Here is a 17,557-nt window from a genome sequence, read left to right as displayed (position 1 = left end):
CAGCGCTGCCAGGCAGCGCCGGTACGACGCACGAATCTTAAGGCAAACGGCTTGCCGCGCGCAGTGCGTCCCCGCCTGCGGCCGGGTTTGATCAATAGTCGGGCTGGACGCGCCTGGAGGCCGGCCAGCCGGCCTCATTCACGCGCGCCGCGGCTCCCCGGTATGTCCCGCTGGCGCGTGCCGACCGAGCGCAGGCTTGCTTCCACCAGTTCCAGCATGCCCTGCGCGGCCACCGACAGCGTGCGGTTCTTCTGCCTGACGATGAAGATGGGCCGCACGATGTCCGGCGCTTCCACCGGGATCGCCACCAGGTCCAGCGAGCGGAACTGGAACAGCGTCAGTTCCGGCACCAGGCTCACGCCCAGGCCATGCTCGACCAGCCCCGCCACCGTGGCCAGGTGCTCGACCTCCAGCCCGGTATGGACGGTTGCCACGTCCCGCAGCAGCGCGTCGACATGCTGGCGCACGCTGGTCGATTTCGACAGGTGGATCATCTCGCAGCCGGCCAGCGCCTTCAGCGCGATCTTGCGCCGGCCGGCGAGCTTGTGGTCGCGCCGGCAGACCAGGTAGAACGGGTCGCTGCAGACGATCCTGGTGTCGAACTCGGCAAGGTCGAGGCCGGGCGCGGTCAGCGCGAAATCGACCTTGCCCTCGCGTAGCATCGACAGGCACTGGTCCGACAGCGCATCGAACAGGGTCACGTTGATGCCCGGGTAGGCGGCGCGGTATTGCGCGATGACCGCCGGCAGCCCGTTTGCCGCCAGCGAGGGCAAGGCGGCGATGACGACGCGGCCCTTGCGCCGCGCAAGGTAGTCGCCCATGTCGTTGAATGCCGCATCGATCTCCCCGACCAAACTGCGCGCGACTTCGATGAACATCTCGCCTTCCGGCGTCAAGGCCACCTTGCGCGTGTCCCGCTCGAACAGCCGCGCGCCGACCGCGGTCTCCAGCCGCTGTATGGTCACGCTGAATGCCGACTGCGACATGTGGCAGCGCTGCGCGGCCTGGCCGAAATGCCGGCAGTCGTGCAGCGCGATGAACGCATGGAGCAACCGGGTGGAGATATGGGCATGCATGGCTTTATCCCGAAAATCCGATTAATCGATCGAAAAATGTCAATTTACTTCAAAGCCGATGCTGGGCACAGTAGGTCCGACCGAAAAGACAGAAGCATCGACTGGAGACAAGACGCATGTCGCCCCTGACGGGATTCACGGCCATCCCCGGCCTGCTCCCGGCCTGGCGGCAGCGCAAGACGCCATGAAGAAATCCATACGTATCGGAGGCGGCGCGGGCTATTCCGGCGACCGCATCGAACCGGCGGTCGAACTCGCCGAAAAGGGCGGCATCGATTACCTGGTCTTCGAATGCCTGGCCGAACGCACCATCGCGCTGGCGCAGCAGGCCAGGATGAAAGACCCGGACGCCGGCTACGACCCCTTGCTGGAAGCGCGCATGCTGGCCGTGCTGCCGGCCTGCGCCCGCAACGGCATCCGCATCGTCACCAACATGGGCGCGGCCAATCCGGCCGCGGCGGCCGCGAAGGTGCGCGACATCGCCCGGTCGCTCGGGCTGGGCGGGCTGAAGGTCGCGGCCATCACCGGGGATGACGTGCTTGCCACGCTGCGGGACGGCGACTACCTGATCGAGGACAACGGCGCGCCGGTGTCCTCGCTGGGCGAACGCATGCTCTCCGCCAATGCCTACCTCGGCGCTAGGCCGCTGGCGGATGCGCTGGCGGCAGGCGCGGACATCGTCATCACCGGCCGCGTGGCCGACCCCGCGCTGGTGCTCGCGCCGCTGCTGCACGAATTCGGCTGGGGCATGGAGGACTGGGACCTGCTCGGCCAGGGAACGGTGGCCGGCCACCTGCTCGAATGCGCCGGGCAGGTCTGCGGCGGCTACTATGCCGACCCCGGCGTCAAGGACGTGCCCGGCCTGGCGCGCCTGGGCTTCCCGATCGGCGAAGTGAGCCGCGACGGCACGCTGGTGCTGACCAAGGTCGCCGGCTCCGGCGGCATGATCACCGCCGGCACCTGCAAGGAACAGCTGCTGTATGAAATCCACGACCCGGCCTGCTACCTGACGCCGGACGTCGTCGCCGACTTCTCGGAAGTCAGCATCGTCGAAGACGGCCCGGACCGCGTGATCGTCCGCGGCGGCCGCGGCCGCCCGAGGCCGCCGACGCTCAAGGTGTCGGTCGGCTACGTCGACAGCTATATCGGCGAGGGCCAGATTTCCTATGCCGGCCCCGGCGCGGCGGCGCGCGGCCAGCTCGCCATCGACATCGTCGAAGAGCGGCTGCGCATCCGCGGCGCCGAGCTGTCGGAAGTTCGCAGCGAACTGATCGGCGTCAATGCCATTTTCGGGCGCGGGCCGCTCCGTCATGAACCGGACGAGGTGAGGGTCCGCATCGCCGGGCGGGCCGACAGCCTCGCGCAGGCGACCGTGGTCGGCAACGAGGTCGAGGCGCTGTATACCTGCGGCCCGGCTGGCGGCGGCGGCGCTACCCGGTCCGCCAGGCAGATCGTGGCGGTGATGTCGGTGCTGCTGCCGCGCGAGCTGGCGCAGGCCAGCATTCATTTCGAGGAGAGCTGACATGCGATTGCGCGACATTGCCCATTCCCGCGCCGGCGACAAGGGAAACACGTCCAACCTTTCCCTGATCGCTTTCGACCCCGACGACTACGCGCTGCTGGAAAGGAGCGTCACGGCCGAACGCGTCAAGGCGCATTTCGCCGGCATCGTCAACGGCGACGTGCAGCGCTACCTGCTGCCGCAGCTGGGCGCGATGAATTTCGTCATGCGCCAGGCGCTGGGCGGCGGCGTCACCCGCTCGCTGGCGCTGGATGCGCATGGCAAGTGCCTGAGTTCGGTGCTGCTGGAGATGGAAATCCCGGACCGTTAAGACAGATTTCGCCCGGCCGGCGCGCCATGCGGCGCCGGGCACAAACACAAACACATAAGGAGACAGCAACATGGCATGCAAGACAACTTCGGCAACAAGGGCACTCTCGCTCATCCTGGCATCGGCTGCCGTGGCGCTAGGCGGCAATGCCGGCGCAACGGACTTTCCCGACAAGCCCATACGCATCGTCGTGCCGTTCGCGGCCGGCACCGCGACCGACCAGCTGGCCCGCGCGCTGGGACAGGCAATGACGGCCGACAGCAAGGCGCAGGTCATCGTCGACAACAAGCCGGGCGGCAACGGCTTCATCGGCGCCGAGGCGGCGGCCCGTTCCGCGCCCGACGGCTACACCATCTTCGTGACCACCAACACCACCCATGCGGCCGCCGAGCACCTGTACCGCAAGCTGCCCTACGACCCGGTCAAGGATTTCGCGCCCATCACCGGCCTCGGCAAGGGCGGCCAGATCCTGGTTGTCAACAGCGACTCGCCGGTGAAGACCGTGCAGGACCTGCTGGCGCAGGCGAAGAAGGAGCCGGGCAAGCTCAGCTTCGGCAGCGGCAGCTCGTCGAGCCGCATCGCCGGCGAACTGTTCCAGCAGATGGCCGGCGTTCAGCTGCTGCACGTGCCCTACAAGAGCAATACCTTTGCCGTGACCGACCTGCTGGGCAAGCAGATCGACATGATGATCACCGACTCCGCGACCGGCCTGCCGCATGTGAAGAGCGGCAAGCTGCGGGCGCTGGGCGTGTCGTCGAAGACCCGCTCGCCGCTGCTGCCAGAGGTGCCGACGATCGCCGAGGCGGGCGTCAAGGGCTATGACATCGGCTACTGGTTCGCCGCCTATGCGCCCGCCAAGACGCCGCAGCCTATCGTCACGAAGCTCAACGAGATGCTGACCAAGGCCGCGAAGTCGCCGGCAGCCGCGACCTTCTACAGCGGCAGCGGCACCGAGGTGTTCACCACCACGCCGGACGAACTGGCCCGCTTCCAGGCGGCCGAATCGACCAAGTGGGGCAGCATCATCAAGGCCGCCAATATCGAAAAGGAATAAGCAGGCGGTTCATCCACATACTGGCAATCAAACCGGAGGAGACATGACACATCTTGCACGGCCGCTCGCATGCGGCATGGCGCTGCTCGCCCTTGCGGGCTGCGGCGGCAGCGACAACGACAACGACAAGGCGTCTGCAGCGACGCCGCGGCAGACGCTGGCCATCACGGCGCAGCAGGACTTCACGCCCGGCGTCAGCTATGGCCAGGTCGGCGCCTATGAACAGGTTTCCGGCACGATCAAGGGCGAGCTGGACCCGAACGACCCGAAGAACGCCATCATCCAGGACCTGGACCTGGCGCCTGTCAACGACAGGGGCATGGTCGAGTACAGCGCCGACTTCGTCATGCTCAAGCCCAAGGACATGAGCAAGGCGAATGGCGTGCTGCGCTACGACGCGCCCAACCGCGGCAACATCCTGACCATGCTGTCGCCGGCGCAGGTGCCGGGCGACGCGGTCTACCTGGAACGCGGCTACGTGATGCTGTACTCGGCCTGGCAGGGCGACGTGCCCAAGAGTTCGCCGGCGCGGCTGACGCTGCAGGTGCCGACTGCGAAAAACAAGGACGGCTCCGCCATCACCGGACCGTATGCGACCGAACTGATCATCAATGCGGCGACCCCGGTCGCGACGCTGCCCAACGGCGTCTTCAACGGCTCGATGATTCCCTATGCGCCGGTGTCGCTCGACAATACCCAGCCCGGCTTTTCGCTGGCGCGGCGGATCAATGAAGGCGACCCGAAGGAAGCCATCCCGGCGTCGCAATGGAAGTTCGCCGACTGCACCGCGGCCGGCGGCGCCAATCCGTTCCCGGGCACGGCCGACCCTGCAAAAATATGCGTCAACGGCGGCTTCGACCCCAGGTACGTCTATGAGCTTACCTATATCGCGAAGGACCCCAAGGTGATGGGCGTGGGCCTGGCGGCATTGCGCGACACCGTCACGTTCTTCCGTTCGAAGGCGGCCGATACGTCCGGCGCGGCCAACCCAGTGGCCGGGCGCATCAGGAACACCATCGGCCAGGGCACGTCGCAGTCCGGCAATGCAATGAAGACCTTCCTGCACCTGGGCTTCAACCAGGCGCTGGACGGCGGCAAGGTATTCGACGGCATCTTCGCCCACGTGGCGGCGCGCCAGACCAACATCAACACCCGCTTCGCCGTGCCGGGCGGCGGCGGCAACGTGCGCACCGACCATCGCGCCTTCGGCCAGACCGCGCCGCGCGGGCTGTCGCCCGATTATGTCGACGCGGTGGCGGGCCGGACCGGCGGCGTGATGAAGCGCTGCAGCGACACCGGCAGCTGTCCCAAGTTCTTCCTCGGCCTGTCGGGCACCGAATTCTGGCAGCTGCAGGGATCGCCGGTGCTGACCGATGCGCTCGGCACCACAGACCTGGCGCAGCCGTCGAATGCGCGCGTCTACTACTACACAAGCGCCCAGCACGGCGGCAAGTCGCAGGCCATCGGCTGGAACCCGTCCTCGTCGGTCTATCCGGCCGGCAGCAATGTCGACTTTGCCGACACCTTCCGCGCACTGTTCATCGACATGGAGGACTGGGTCGTGCGCGATGTCGCGCCGCCCGCCAGCGAAGTGCCGAAGCTGGCCGACGGCACGCTGGTGCGTCCGTCGCAGGTCGCATTCCCGGTGATGAAAGGCGTCAGCTGGCCTGTTGGCGGCGTCGCGACCGCCATACCGGCGTTCCAGTACCGGGCGCTGTTCAACAGCTACACGCTGCTCGATTTCGGGCCGCTGTACCGGCCGCAGGACGAGTCCGGCATCCCGACCATCGTGCCGCCCAGTGCGGTCGGGAAGGACTACGCGATCCTGGTGCCGCAGGTCGACCCGTCGACCGGCCTGGCTAAAGCCGGCATCAGGTCGGTCGATGTCCAGGCGCCAATCGGGACCAGCCTGGAGTTCAATTACGTCGCCACGCCAGGCGTCACCGACCTGGTCAGCCTGACCGGCGCCTACTTCCCGTTCCATAGGACCGAGGCGGCGCGCATTGCCGCCGGCGACGGTCGGCCTTCGCTGGAATCGCTCTACGGCAGCCAGGCAGCCTACGTTGCCCGCGTGACGGCGGCGGCGAACGACCTGGTGAAGCGGCGCTTCATGCTGCAGGCCGATGCCGACCGGCGCATACAGGCGGCTATCGCCAATCCCATCCTGCCCTGAACGGCGCAACGCGAGGACCGGGCAGTCGTCCCGGCCCTCGCCCCAATCCTGGTCCTCCTTTTCCTGACTGGCCTGCCCTCCCATACGCGCGATCGACGCAACGGTCCAGCCGGAATGCGTCCGCCCTGCCCCGCATCCGTTCCAAAAGTTATTTTCCTCAAGGAAATAATGCGCTAGAATTTCCATCTGGAAATTATTTAAGCGCTGCAGGGCGGCTCCGCCCTGCACTTCAACGGATACAGAGAACGCATCGTGACCTTCCTTCATGCCATGACGGGCAAGCTGCCCGCACTGCGCCTGGCTGCCATCGCAGCGGGCATCCTCCTGTTGTCTTCCTGCGGCGGCGGCGACAGCACGGCCGCCGGCAGCGCCGCGCAGGCGTCGTCGGCCAGCACCGCGCCGGCCACAACGGCGCCTGCCTTCACCGCCACGGCCGGCGCCGACGGCTGGACCCAGTGCGCCACCGAAAGCGAAGTCTGCGTCACGCCCGGCCGCCGCCAGGTCCGCTACGGCGGCGAAGGCAAGTACGCGTACCAAAACGTCGACGGCCCGGTCGGCTGCAATAACGCCAGCTTTGGCGACCCGGCCATCGGCCTGGTCAAAAGCTGCCAGTACGCGGCGCCCGACACGGTCGCGTCCGGCCAGCCGGCCTATCTGCGGGCTGCATCCGGCCGGGTGCTGGCGGTCGGCCCGGGCCGCGCCTATGCGAAGCCCTGCGACGCGCTGACGGCGGCGGCTGAAGGCGACACGGTGGAGATCGACGCCGCCGGCAGCTACGACGGCGACGTCTGCGCCTTCCATGCCAGCGACCTGACCATACGCGGCGTCAACGGCCGTCCGAAGATAGGCGCGAACGGCAGGTATGCATGGGGCAAGGGCATCTGGGTCATCACCGGCAAGCGGGCCGTGGTCGACAATGTCGAACTGTGGGGCGCCCGTGTTCCCGACCGCAATGGCGCGGCGATCCGGCTGGACGGCGCGCACCTGACCGTCCGGAACAGCTTCATCCACGACAATGAAAACGGCATCCTGACATCCAATGACGGCGAAAGCGACATCCTGATCGAGAACAGCGAGTTCGGCCACAACGGCAATGGCAGCGGCTCCAGCCATAACCTGTACATCGGCCGGGTCGCCAGCCTGACGGTGCGCTACACCTACTCGCACGACGCCGATGTCGGCCATAACCTGAAGTCGCGCGCCAGGATCAACACCATCAGCTACAGCCGCTTTTCCAGCACCAGGCCGGGCGAAGCCGGCTCCACCGCCAGCGGCGCGCCGAGCTACGAGATCGACCTGCCCAATGCCGGGACGGCCTACCTGATCGGCAACGTGATCCAGCAGCCTTCGCGCAACCAGAACAGCAACATGGTGTCGTACGGCGTCGAAGGCGCAAGCAATCCGGGCAAGAACCTGTACGTGGTCAACAACACCTTCATCAACGACGACAGCTCGAACGGCATGTTCATCCTCATCGGCGGCGACGTGAAGACGCCGGCGCTGGTGCAGAACAATGTCTTCGCCGGCACCGGCGAGATCACCGGCCAGTCCGGCGCGATCATGATGGACAACTACCGTTCACTGGCGCCCGCCTTCGTCAACCGCGCCGGCTACGACCTGCGTCCGGCGCCAGCCGCGCCGTTTGCCGGCATCGGCAGCGCGCCGGGCTTCTCGCCGAGCGGCGTGCCCCTGTCGCCGCTGGACGAATACCTGCATGTCGCCGGCGGGAAGGCGCGCGCCTTCAACGGCAAGTGGGACATCGGCGCGTATTCGGCGAACTGATGCGCGCCGCGCCGCCGGTGCCGGTGCCGGTGCCGGCCTGCCGGCGGCATGACGCGCAATCCCGCCCCGCGTTATCGCGGGAGGATGAATGCCGATCCCGGTTCAAGACGCGCCACGAAACTCCGTAGGGTGTAAAAAGCGCAAGCGCATCACACCATTCGTTGGGAACAGGCGGTGGTTGTTGATTGACCAGTGGTGTAATGCGCCTTGCTTATTACACCCGACGAGCTACGCAGACGAACCGGAACCGCAGTTCTCATCCGGTAGGCGATGACATGGGACTGGCATCAAGCGGCAGCGGGCGGGGATGGATTGCCTCGCGATGAACAGTGACAATGCATGGGGCAAAAAAAACCCGCTCACTGGGAGCGGGTAATCCATCCTTTGGGAGGGTGGAGGAGACAGGTGAAAGATTAACGGCTATTCAGGCCGCTGCCCAATTCGAAGTTCGCATATCCAACATGCGATCCATGAATAACGCAGCGGCTGCGTGCCCGATCAGGCGCCGAAGTACAGGCTATTGACGTCGCCGGCGCGCTGCATGCGGGCGGAGCGGACGGTCTCGGCGCGCACGTCCTGGCGGCTCTGGCTGCCGGCGGCAACCGCGGTGTCCTGGCCGTCGTGCTGGCGCTGGGCGGTCAGGCCTGCGCGCTCAGCGCTGACCAGGTCCTGGCGCACTTCGGCGCGGGTTGCGCTGGACTTGAAGCCGGCGTCAGGTGCGACAAATTCGGTCTGCTGGGCAAAGGCGGAACCAGCGGCGGCAAACACGGCAACAGCGGCGATCAGATTCTTGACGTTCATGGTGCTCTCCAATGGGTGAGTGAGTCTCGGCGCTCGGGGCAGCGACGCTGCCGCCGGGGTCTTCGCTGAGTCGCACTGGTTTGTCTGTGTGCTCATCGATGAAGCACAGTCTACCGACCGCCCCGCGATCGATAAACAGGCTGCGCGTCAATGGCCTGTTGCGAAAACAGGAACAACCGCGACCTTTAATACCGGCATTCCGGCCCTACTCCCATGCGTCCGCACGGATCGTTCCCAGGCCCTGGAAGATCGGCTCGCAAAACAGGAAGCCCTGCATCAGTTCGATGCCCATCGCCCTCAGGCAGTCCCTTTCCCGCGCGGTCTCGATGCCTTCCGCAATCACAGTCGTTCCCAGCCGCTTCGCCATCGCCACCAGGCCCTCGACGATGATCTGCCTGGGCGCATGGGCGTCGATGCCGCAGACCAGCCCCATGTCGAGCTTGAGCAGGTCGGGCTGGTACTGGCCGAGCAGCCCCAGTCCTGCGTAGCCGGCGCCGAAATCGTCGATCGCGGTGCGAAAGCCCATTTCGCGGTAGCGCCGGAAGATATCGAGCAGGTGAGCGGGATTGATCACGTTCTCGGTTTCCGACACCTCGAAGATGATTTGCGATGCCGGAAAACCGGTGCGCTCGCATTCGCGCAGCGTGCTGCGTATGCATTTCCTGGGACTGGAAACCGCATTCGGCAGGAAATTGATCGACAGCAGCGCCTGCATGCCGAGGGTGGCCGCGAGGCGGACCGCGCGGGTCCGGCAGGCCTGGTCGAACGCATGGAGATTGTCCGCGTCGACCTGCGCGAACACCCATTCCGCGCTCTCCCCGCCCGGACCGCGCACCAGCGCCTCGAACGCGAAGATGCCGCGCGTGGCGATGTTGACGATGGGCTGGAAGGCAAACGTGAAGTCGGGGATGGCACGGCTGGCATTCCTGCAGTCGTTGCAGCCGGGCTGGTCGCCGGAAGGCTGTTTCGCATTGGATTCCTTGCGCACCAGTTCATCCCTTTCTCAAGTCGGGCGGCATGTCGCCGGCCCCGCCCGCGGGCGCTGCGGGACCGCTCGCCCGCGCATCGCGCGACGGCGCGGCCCCATCGCGCCAATGTCCTCCTTGTTGGCAGGCGAGTCAACCTGCTGAATCCATTCGGCGCGCGCCTTCGTATAGTCCCTTGCACGCCAATGAAAACTCGACAATAAATACTCAACCCAAGGAAAACACCATGCGCAAACTGTCCCAGGCACTCGTCATTACATTCGCCCTCGCTGCAGCCGCCGGCGCCCATGCGCAATCCGCCGTGATGGTGGGCGGGCAAAGCATGCTGCCCACGCGGGACATCGTCGACAATGCGGTCAACTCCGCCGACCACACGACGCTGGTCGCCGCGGTCAAGGCCGCCGGGCTGGTCGACACGCTCAAGGGCAAGGGACCGTTCACGGTATTTGCGCCGACCAATGCCGCCTTCGCCAAGCTGCCGGCCGGCACCGTGGACACGCTGGTCAAGCCGGAAAGCAAGGCGACGCTGACCAAGATCCTGACCTACCACGTGGTGCCGGGCAAGTACGATTTCGCCGCGCTGTCCGACGAGATCAAAAAACAGAACGGCAAGGCGCAGCTGCCCACCGCCAGCGGCGGCAAGCTCAGCTTCGCGATGAACGGCATGCACAACATCGTGGTGATGGACGAGGGCGGCAACAGCGCCAACATCAGCACCTACGACGTGGTCCAGTCCAATGGCGTGATCAACGTGATCGACACGGTGCTGATGCCGAAATAAGTGCTTGGCCGGCGTAGCCGGCGCCTGCCCAGCCTGCCACGCTTGTTCAGCTAGGCAGGCTCGCTCAGTCAGCGCCGGTGCCCGGGCCGCTGCGTCGACCACCAGATCGCCGCGATCAACGCGGCCTGCAATACCAGACGCAAGGCCAGCAGCACTTCCGGAATCGCCGGGAACAGGTCCGGGTTGGCCCACATGTAGACGTTGGCGGGCGTCACCGCCACCGTCAGCGCAATCAGCCCGAGCCCGGCTGCCCGGCGCAGCGCCGCCACCAGCAGGCCGGCCGCGCCGAGCAATTCGAAAAAGCCGCTGACGTAGACCGCTTCCAGCCGGTACGGCAGGCTGGGCGGAACGATCTTCATGAAAAAATCCGGCGCGACGAAATGCCCGACGCCGCCGACCGCAAACCACAGCACCACCAGCGCCAGCACAATTTTTTTGATTGCCATCGTCATCTTCCGTCTCGTACGTCATTGCATCGATGCAAGACGCGAAGGATAACCCAGCCTCCCGCCGCCTGCGTCCGCGCCGGGACGCAATGTCCCGCGGCAATGCCGGCAGCCGCGACATGCCGGCCGGCATCGCCGGCGACGACCGTTCGTCGGCTGGTCCACGGGGCGCCGGCGCGCGCACGCAGGCAGTCATTGCGCTGTCACCGCAATTGACTATGCTGGTTGCTCGGCCGTCGCCACTTTCCCCTTGCAAGGAGCGCCTTACCATGAGCCCGGACATACTCATCATTCAGGACCAGGCGGGATTTCACTTGCTTCATGGCTATCTTCACCTGGCCATGGCCCTGAACGATTCGGGGCGCACCGCGATCGACGTGCCCGAGTTCGGCACCGTGCTGGTGGCCCGCACCGCCGACGGGCTGATGGTCGAAACCGAAGGGCGGCACCTGCCGCTGCTGAGCAATTGAAAAAAATTGCTGATTGCAAGCAAAACCCCGATAGCGGTTGTCTGGTCTAATCTCCCCATCTACACTCGGCGGGCTGCAGTTTTTTTGCCAGCCTGAGCGCGGCCCCTGCCGCCCTTTCCGTTCAACAGCATGCATCCACAGGCATTCCGCCTGCCCGTTCGGCGCCGCCGCTGCCGGCCGGCCCGTCAAGGAAACTGATTGAAAAAAAGCAAAGCGTTCCCGTTTCATCCACGATTCCCGAAACCGTTCGCCGTCGTATCGGGCTGCCTGGTCCTGCTGGGCGCGAGCATGCCGGCCCATGCGGTCTACAAGGTCGAACTGGACGCGCCCAAGTCCTTGCGCGAACTGCTCAGCGCGCACCTGGACCTGATGCGCTACCGCGACCGCGACGACATCAATGCCGACCAGCTGCGCTTCATGGTGGAAACCGGCGCCGAGCAGGTCAAGGAACTGGCCGCGACCGAGGGCTATTTTTCGCCGACCGCCGACATCAGGCTGGACACGCAGGCGCAGCCGCCGGTGGTCAGCGTCACCGTCGCGGAAGGTCCGCGCACCTCGATTGCGCGGGCCGACATCGAGGTCAGCGGGCCGGCGCGCGAGCAGTCGCCGCAGCAGGCCGCGCAGGTCGTCGACAATTGGGCGATGAAGCCCGGCGCGCCGTTCCGCCAGGAAGACTGGGCAGCAGCCAAGGACGCCGGCCTGCGCGTGCTGCAGGAGCGCCGGTACGCGGCGGCGGCCATCGCCAGTTCCAACGCCGCCATTTTCGCCGACCGCAACGAGGCCGAACTGGCGGTCAATTACCAGAGCGGGCCGCCGTTCACGCTGGGCGAGCTGAGGATCAGCGGCACCAGCCGCTACCCGGAAAGCATCATCCGCAATGTGAATCCGCTCAAGCCGGGCGAGGACTACGACGCCGGCCGCCTGCTCGCCTTGCAGCGGGCCCTGCAGCGCACGCCCTACTTCAGCAACAGCGTCGTCGACATCGACAGGGACCCGGCGCAGGCCGCGCTGTCGCCGGTCGACGTCAAGGTCACCGAATACCCGACCCAGCGCATACGCGGCGGCGTCGGCTATGCGACCGACACCGGCGCCCGCGTCGAGGGCCGCTACAGCCACAACAACGTGTTCGGCCGCGCCTGGGTCTTCGACAGCCAGGTCCGCGTCGAGCAGCAGCGGCAGAATGCGACGCTGGACCTGGCGATGCCGCCCGACGGCACCGCCTACGTCAACAGCGTCCACGGCTCGGTGGAGCGCACCACGCTCGAAGGCGTCGAGCTGCGCAGCCGCCGCGCCGGCGTGCGCCGCGCCCGCAGCACCGACACCGACGACTATGCATACTCGGTCGAGTATTACCGCGACGAGCTGCAGCAGCTGGACGGCACGACGCTGCCGGCCGACATCCTGACCGAGCCGGGCAGCCACCAGGCGCTGGTGGTCGGCTATGCCCGCACCCACCGGGCGGTGGACGACCCGGTATTCCCGCGCAGCGGCTACATCGCGTCGCTCGAAGCCGGCGTGGCGCTCAAGGGCCTGCTCACCGACCAGACCTTCTTCCGCACCTACGGCAAGCTGCGCCGCTACTGGCCGGTCGGCGAGCGCGACCTGGTGCTGCTGCGCGGCGAGGTCGGCGCGGTGGTTTCCAAGGGCGACAATTCCTCGGTGCCGGCCTCGCTGCTGTTCCGCGCCGGCGGCACCGAGTCGGTGCGCGGCTACAAGTACCAGAGCATAGGCAACGTCCGGGACGGCACGGTCTACCCGACCCGCTACCTGGCCACGGCGGGCATCGAATACCAGCGCTGGATTTCCGGCGCCTGGGGCGGCGCGGTGTTCTATGACGTCGGCACCGCCACCGACAGCTGGAGCGAAAAGCAGCTGTTCCAAGGCGTCGGCATCGGCGTACGCTACCGCAGCCCGGTCGGCCCGGTCAATGTCGACCTCGCCTACGGCATACGCAACAAGGAATTCAATCCCCACCTCTCGCTGGGCGTGGCGTTCTGATGGCGACCCCGGAACAGGACCAGGTCCAGGAACGCGCGCCGGACCAGCAGGCGCAACCGTCCGCCGCGCCATCCAGGCCCGTGCGCAGCCGCAGCCGCTGGCGCTGGCTGAAATGGATCGTCGCCACGCTGGTGCTGCTGGTGCTGCTGGCGGCCGGCCTCGTCTTCACCGCGCTGCGCACCGACTGGGGCGCGCGCACCGGCTGGCAGCTGGCCACGCGGGTGATGGGCGGCGCGCTGTCCGGCGAGTATGCCGGCGGCTCGGTCGCGCGCGGACTGGACCTGCGCAATATCCGCTACCACGACGCGCAGCAGACGATCACGATAGACCGGGTCCGCGGCGCGTGGGACTTCCGCTTCACGCCGCGCAAGCTCACCATTACCAGCCTGGAACTCGGGCATGTCGACCTGACGCTGCAGCCGTCGCCGAAGAAGTCCGAGCCGCTCAAGCTGCCGGAACAGATCAGGCTGCCGCTGGCGGTCGAACTGCAGCGGCTGGCGATCGACGAAGTGCTGGTGCACCAGGACGGCGCCACCACCCGGATCGCCGACGTCCTGCTGCGCGCCAGCTCCGACCGCGTGCATCACACGCTGGACCTCGAGAAGGCGACGACGCCGTTCGGCGCGGCGGCCGCATCGTTGAAGCTGACCGGCGATGCGCCATTTCCGCTCACCGGCAGCGCCAGCCTGAACGGCGCCTGGGAAAAGCTCGACTACAACGCCACCACCCGGCTCGACGGCACGCTGCAGGCGCTGGGCGTGACGCTGAAGGCCAGCGGCGGCAATTTCAATGCCGATGCGCGGATCGACGCGACGCCGTTCTCGCCGCTGCCCTTCACGCGCGCAAGAGTGGCGGTCGCGCACCTGAATCCGCGCATGTTCAATGCCGCCGCGCCGCAGGCCGACCTGGCCATCGACGCCGACATCGCACCGCTGCCGCTGGCCGCCGGCGCCAGCCTCGCGGACATCAGGGTCAGCGGCCCGATCTCGGTCACCAACGCCCGTCCGGGCAGCATCGACCAGGAACTGCTGCCGCTGGAGTCGCTGAAGGCCAGCGCCACGCTGGATGCGCAGCGCCAGCGGCTCGACGGCCTGGTGGTGGCGCTGCGCGGCGGCGCCCGGCTTGAAGGCGACGGCGAATACCGGGCCGACGGCAGCGGCGAACTGCAGGTCGAGGCGCGCGGCCTCGACCTGCATGCGCTGCATGCGGCGGTCAGGCCGACCAGGCTCAACGGCCCGCTCAAGGCGAGCCTTGCCGGCGACACCCAGCAGGTGACGCTGAAGCTGGACGGGCCGCCGTTCGCGATCCATGCGGACGCCGGCATCACGCCGCAGGAGATCACGCTGCGCAGCGCCCACCTCGAAGCCGGCAAGGCCAGGCTGGACGCCAGCGGCAAGCTGGGCCGCGACGAGCAGGCCGCCTATTCGATCGACGGCGCGCTTGCCGACTTCAACCCGGCAGCCTTCCTGGCGACCGTGCAGCCGCCGCCGGCGCCAGCGTCGCGCCGCAAGGGCGCACCGCCGGCCAAGCCGGCCACCATTCCCGAAGCCGACATCAACATGCGCTTCGCCGCCAGCGGCAAGCTCAAGCCGGAACTGCAGGCCAGGGTGCGCTTCGACATTGCCGACAGCAGTTACGCCGGGCTGCCGATGCGCGGCGGCGGCAGGCTGGAGCTGGCCGGCAAGCTGGTCAGCGACAGCGATGTCACGCTGTCCGTCGCCGGCAACCAGGTCGCGGTCAAGGGCGGCTTCGGCGCGCCCGGCAAGCAGCTGGCGTTCGCCATCGACGCGCCCGCCATCGACCGGCTGGGCTTCGGGCTGGCCGGCGCGCTCAACGCGAAGGGCCAGCTGGCCGGCACGCTGGAACGGCCGCTGGTGCAGGCGGACATCCAGGGTGAACGGCTGGCGTTCGGCGAATACCGGGCCGCCCGCATCGGCGGCAAGGTCGACACCCGCGGCATCCCCGGCTCCGACCCGCAGGCCCAGGTCAAGGTGGCGCTGCAGGCCAATGGCGTGCGCGCCGCCGAGCTCCAGCTCGACGAGCTTCAGGGCGATATCGATGGCACCTATGCCAGCCACACGGTCAGGCTGCAGGCAAACGGCAAGTACAGCGGCGAAGCGCTGGCGTTGACGCTCGCGGCCGCCGGCAAGCTGCAGCAGCTGCCGGCGGGACTGGCCTGGGACGGCACCGTGCGCACGCTGGAAAACCGCGGCGTGCCGAGGCTGCAGATGCAGCAGCCGCTCGCCGTTCACTATGCGCCGGGCGAAGTCACGCTGGGCGCGACCCGGCTGGAGGTGGAGAAGGCGCAGGTCAGCCTGAACAGCCTGGACTACCGCGCCGACGGCGCGATCCGCTCGCAGGGCGCCATCACCGCGCTCGACGTCGGCCACATGCTGGCGCTGTGGAAGCGCATCGGCAAGGCCGACCTGCCGGTCGCCAGCGACCTCGTGCTGGACGCCGGCTGGAACTTCACGCTGGGCGACACCGCCTCGGGATTATTCCAGGTCGAGCGCAAGCGCGGCGACGTCAGCCTGCCGGTCGGCGGCCGCACCACGCAGCTCGACCTGAAGCAGCTGCGGCTGCGCGGCGACTTCGCCGGGCAGGCGCTGCGCATCAACGCCGCGCTCGACACTGCGCGCCTCGGCAACGTCAATGCGCAGGGCCAGGTCGGCCTGCAGCAGAGCGGGCCGCGGCTGATGCCGGGGCCGGACTCGACGCTGAACATGCGGATTGCCGCCGCGCTGCCGGAACTCGGCAACCTGAGCTCGCTGACCGGGCCGCGCATCGCGCTCAAGGGCAAGATCGCCGCCAACGTCACGGTCGGCGGCACGGTCGGCGCGCCGCTGGTGTCGGGCGAGCTTGCCGGCGACCAGCTGGCGCTGACGCTGTACGACCAGGGCGTGCGCCTGCGCGACGGCGTGGCCCGCATCACGCTGGCCGACAATGTCGCCGAACTGCGCGAGCTGGTGTTCAGGGGCGGCGACGGCACGCTGCGCGCCAGCGGCAGGCTGCCGCTGGACGAGGCGCGCAACGACATCACCGCCACCATCGTCGCCGACAAGCTGCAGCTGCTGGCCGACCCGTCGGCGCAGCTCACGCTGTCGGGCCAGGCCAAGGTGGCCAATGTCGGCAAGCAGCTGCAGGTGACAGGCAAGTTCACCGTCGACCGCGGCCTGTTCAACCTGCCGGAAAAGAGCGCGCCCAAGCTGGGCGACGATGTCGTGGTCTACCGCAACGGCGCCAAGCCGGCGGCGGCGGACACCCGCGCCAGCGCGGCGGAGCGGCCCGCCAGCCCGTATGCGCCCAGGGTCGACATGCAGGTCGACCTCGGCGACGACTTCCGCTTCCGCGGATCGGGCGCCGACCTGCGGCTGGCCGGCACCCTGGCCATCCGCACCGGGCCGAACGAACCGCTGCAGGCGCTGGGCACGATCAACATCGCCGAGGGCAAGTACGAAGCGTTCGGCGCGGTGCTCAACATCGAGCGCGGCCTGCTCAACTTCACCGGCCCGCTGACCAACCCCAACGTCAACATCCTGGCGATGCGGCGCAACCAGGACGTCGCCGCCGGCGTGCAGGTCACCGGCACCGTGCAGCTGCCGCGGGTGCAGCTGGTGTCGGACCCGAACGTGGCGGACGAGGAAAAACTGTCGTGGCTGGTGTTCGGGCATGGCGGCAGCGGCGGCACCGGCGGCGCCCAGGCGGCGGCGCGCGGCGCCGCCACCGGCCTGCTCAACAAGCTGGGCGGCGAGAAGGTCGCCAAGCGGCTGGGGCTGGACGAACTGTCCTTCGGCAGCAGCAAGACCGGGCTGGGCAGCGAGCAGGTGGTCAACCTCGGCAAGAACATCACCGAGCGGCTGGCCATCGGCTACGAGCAGAGCCTGGCCGGCGCGGCCAGCGTGCTGAAGCTCACCTACCAGCTGAGCCGGGCCTGGTCGGTGGTGCTGCGCGGCGGCCAGATCGCCGGCCTGGACCTGTCCTATTCGCGCCGCTTCGACCGCTTCGGCGAGGACAGCGTGACCAGGAAGTAGGATGCAAGGCGGCGGCGGACGACGCCGTCCGCCGCGCGCGGAAGGCCGGCGGCGCAACGGCCTTTGCTCATTGCACCCTTGTCGCCCCCGCGGCCCGACCGCAAGCCACGCATGCGGGCGGCGGCGG

Annotated in this window: 13 protein-coding genes; 9 read left to right on the top strand and 4 right to left on the bottom strand. The window is 67.7% G+C overall.

What is annotated here, in order from left to right; genetic code table 11:
- Positions 1 to 134 precede the first annotated feature (134 nt).
- Complete coding sequence (locus QOL82_RS05915) at positions 135 to 1,076, bottom strand: LysR family transcriptional regulator (RefSeq protein WP_283441330.1); 942 nt, start codon at positions 1,074 to 1,076, stop codon at positions 135 to 137.
- A 184-nt stretch (positions 1,077 to 1,260) separates the two neighbouring features.
- Between QOL82_RS05915 and QOL82_RS05910 the strand changes: the two genes are divergently transcribed.
- The 5 genes from QOL82_RS05910 to QOL82_RS05890 all read left to right on the top strand — a co-directional run bounded on the left by QOL82_RS05910 (position 1,261) and on the right by QOL82_RS05890 (position 7,917).
- The gene (locus QOL82_RS05910) at positions 1,261 to 2,598 is read left to right on the top strand and encodes an acyclic terpene utilization AtuA family protein (RefSeq protein ID WP_283441329.1); all 1,338 of its coding nucleotides are present in this window, start codon (positions 1,261 to 1,263) and stop codon (positions 2,596 to 2,598) included.
- Position 2,599: 1 nt separating this feature from the next.
- Positions 2,600 to 2,908: an AtuA-related protein gene (locus QOL82_RS05905; protein WP_283441328.1), complete on the top strand. Its 309-nt coding sequence runs from the start codon at positions 2,600 to 2,602 to the stop codon at positions 2,906 to 2,908.
- 70 nt (positions 2,909 to 2,978) lie between these two features.
- The gene (locus QOL82_RS05900) at positions 2,979 to 3,962 is read left to right on the top strand and encodes a Bug family tripartite tricarboxylate transporter substrate binding protein (protein WP_283441327.1); all 984 of its coding nucleotides are present in this window, start codon (positions 2,979 to 2,981) and stop codon (positions 3,960 to 3,962) included.
- A gap of 43 nt (positions 3,963 to 4,005) precedes the next feature.
- The gene (locus QOL82_RS05895) at positions 4,006 to 6,135 is read left to right on the top strand and encodes an alpha/beta hydrolase domain-containing protein (RefSeq protein WP_283441326.1); all 2,130 of its coding nucleotides are present in this window, start codon (positions 4,006 to 4,008) and stop codon (positions 6,133 to 6,135) included.
- 252 nt (positions 6,136 to 6,387) lie between these two features.
- Positions 6,388 to 7,917, top strand: a complete 1,530-nt coding sequence (locus tag QOL82_RS05890; protein ID WP_283441325.1) for a right-handed parallel beta-helix repeat-containing protein — start codon at positions 6,388 to 6,390, stop codon at positions 7,915 to 7,917.
- A 498-nt stretch (positions 7,918 to 8,415) separates the two neighbouring features.
- Here QOL82_RS05890 and QOL82_RS05885 read toward each other — a convergent pair whose 3' ends face one another.
- Entirely contained in the window at positions 8,416 to 8,718 is a 303-nt protein-coding gene (locus QOL82_RS05885) for a DUF4148 domain-containing protein (protein ID WP_283441324.1), read from the bottom strand.
- A gap of 205 nt (positions 8,719 to 8,923) precedes the next feature.
- Entirely contained in the window at positions 8,924 to 9,706 is a 783-nt protein-coding gene (locus tag QOL82_RS05880) for an EAL domain-containing protein (RefSeq protein WP_283441323.1), read from the bottom strand.
- Positions 9,707 to 9,930: 224 nt separating this feature from the next.
- Here QOL82_RS05880 and QOL82_RS05875 point away from each other — a divergent pair, with 224 nt between their 5' ends.
- Positions 9,931 to 10,485, top strand: coding sequence for a fasciclin domain-containing protein (locus QOL82_RS05875; RefSeq protein WP_283441322.1), 555 nt, complete (start codon positions 9,931 to 9,933; stop codon positions 10,483 to 10,485).
- 68 nt (positions 10,486 to 10,553) lie between these two features.
- Here QOL82_RS05875 and QOL82_RS05870 read toward each other — a convergent pair whose 3' ends face one another.
- Entirely contained in the window at positions 10,554 to 10,931 is a 378-nt protein-coding gene (locus QOL82_RS05870; protein WP_283441321.1) for a DoxX family protein, read from the bottom strand.
- A gap of 269 nt (positions 10,932 to 11,200) precedes the next feature.
- Here QOL82_RS05870 and QOL82_RS05865 point away from each other — a divergent pair, with 269 nt between their 5' ends.
- The 3 genes from QOL82_RS05865 to QOL82_RS05855 all read left to right on the top strand — a co-directional run bounded on the left by QOL82_RS05865 (position 11,201) and on the right by QOL82_RS05855 (position 17,430).
- Positions 11,201 to 11,401, top strand: a complete 201-nt coding sequence (locus tag QOL82_RS05865) for a hypothetical protein (RefSeq protein ID WP_283441320.1) — start codon at positions 11,201 to 11,203, stop codon at positions 11,399 to 11,401.
- A gap of 288 nt (positions 11,402 to 11,689) precedes the next feature.
- Entirely contained in the window at positions 11,690 to 13,399 is a 1,710-nt protein-coding gene (locus QOL82_RS05860; RefSeq protein ID WP_283441569.1) for an autotransporter assembly complex protein TamA, read from the top strand.
- Complete coding sequence (locus tag QOL82_RS05855; RefSeq protein ID WP_283441319.1) at positions 13,399 to 17,430, top strand: translocation/assembly module TamB domain-containing protein; 4,032 nt, start codon at positions 13,399 to 13,401, stop codon at positions 17,428 to 17,430. Before QOL82_RS05860 ends, QOL82_RS05855 begins: the two co-directional genes overlap by 1 nt.
- Positions 17,431 to 17,557: the final 127 nt, after the last annotated feature.

This window comes from Noviherbaspirillum suwonense (genome assembly GCF_900182955.1).
Taxonomy (GTDB): Bacteria; Pseudomonadota; Gammaproteobacteria; order Burkholderiales; family Burkholderiaceae_D; genus Noviherbaspirillum_A; species Noviherbaspirillum_A suwonense.
This window is presented reverse-complemented; position numbering and strand designations above follow the sequence as displayed.